2 protein-coding genes are annotated in these 1,029 nt (G+C 64.4%); both read right to left on the reverse strand.

All coding sequences use genetic code 11. From position 1 onward, the window contains the following. Window positions 1–403 (reverse strand): hypothetical protein (locus VCB98_RS13925; RefSeq protein ID WP_346053565.1); only part of this gene is annotated, 403 nt, incomplete at its 3' end. A gap of 13 nt (window positions 404–416) precedes the next feature. Beyond that, window positions 417–1,029 (reverse strand): ABC transporter ATP-binding protein (locus VCB98_RS13930; protein ID WP_346053567.1); only part of this gene is annotated, 613 nt, incomplete at its 5' end.

Here is a 1,029-nt window from a genome sequence, read left to right on the forward strand (position 1 = left end):
GCACACTGTCCTCGTCGCCGCGCTCAAGGGTGAGGATGATGTCCAGATAACCGCCCTCCCCCTGGGTGAAGAACAGGGCATAGGGGCCGTCACTGCCCTGATCAATGCGCATATCGAGATGATGGGCGTTATGCAGTTCGCCACAATCAATCCAGCTGACAATGTGCTCGGGATCCTGGGTTCGCCAACGCAGACGAAGCCGGTCCGGCTCTTCAGTGACCAGGACTGCATCGAGCTCATCCGCCAACATCCCGCCCCCATTGACCAGGGATTCGCCCTGCCAGGGAAAATGATCCAGCGCCACGGCGGGCGGTTCTTCGGTGGGTGGAAGATAGACCGGCGCGCCGGCGCAGGCGGCAAGCCCAACCGGCACAAGAAGACAAAAGGCAATACGCATACGCATCAACACAAACCCCTCAAGCCGCCTGGGCTTCGGCGATGCGTCCGTCGAGCATGGGCAGGCGGCGGGCGGCCTGGGAGGCGTAGCGGGGGTCATGGGTCACCATGACGATGGTGGCGCCATGGGCGTGCAGCTCATCGAGCATGCGCATGACCGCCTCGCCGTTCTCGCTGTCGAGATTCCCGGTGGGCTCGTCCGCCAGCAGCAGCGAGGGGCTGCCCACCAGGGCGCGGGCCACGGCCACTCGCTGCTGCTGACCGCCGGAAAGCTGGCCGGGGAAATGCCCGGCACGGTGCTCCATGTTCACCCGCTTGAGGGATTCCATCACCTTTTCCTTGCGCTCTTTGGCCGACACGCCCTTGCGGTAGGTCAGCGGCAGGCCGACGTTATCGGCCACGCTCATCTCGGGGATAAGGTTGAAGCTCTGGAAGATGAATCCGATCTCCTGGTTGCGCAGCCGGGCGCGCTCCTCGGCATCGATCTCATGCACCGGCACCCCGGCCAGTTCATAGCTGCCGGCGGTGGGTGTGTCCAGCAGGCCCAGGATGGACAGCAGGGTGGACTTGCCACAGCCCGACGGTCCTTCCAGGGCGAGGAAGTCGCCCCGGTTCACGGTCAGATCAATGCCG

The organism is Natronospira elongata, assembly GCF_034931365.1.
GTDB classification, from domain to species: Bacteria; Pseudomonadota; Gammaproteobacteria; order Natronospirales; family Natronospiraceae; genus Natronospira; species Natronospira elongata.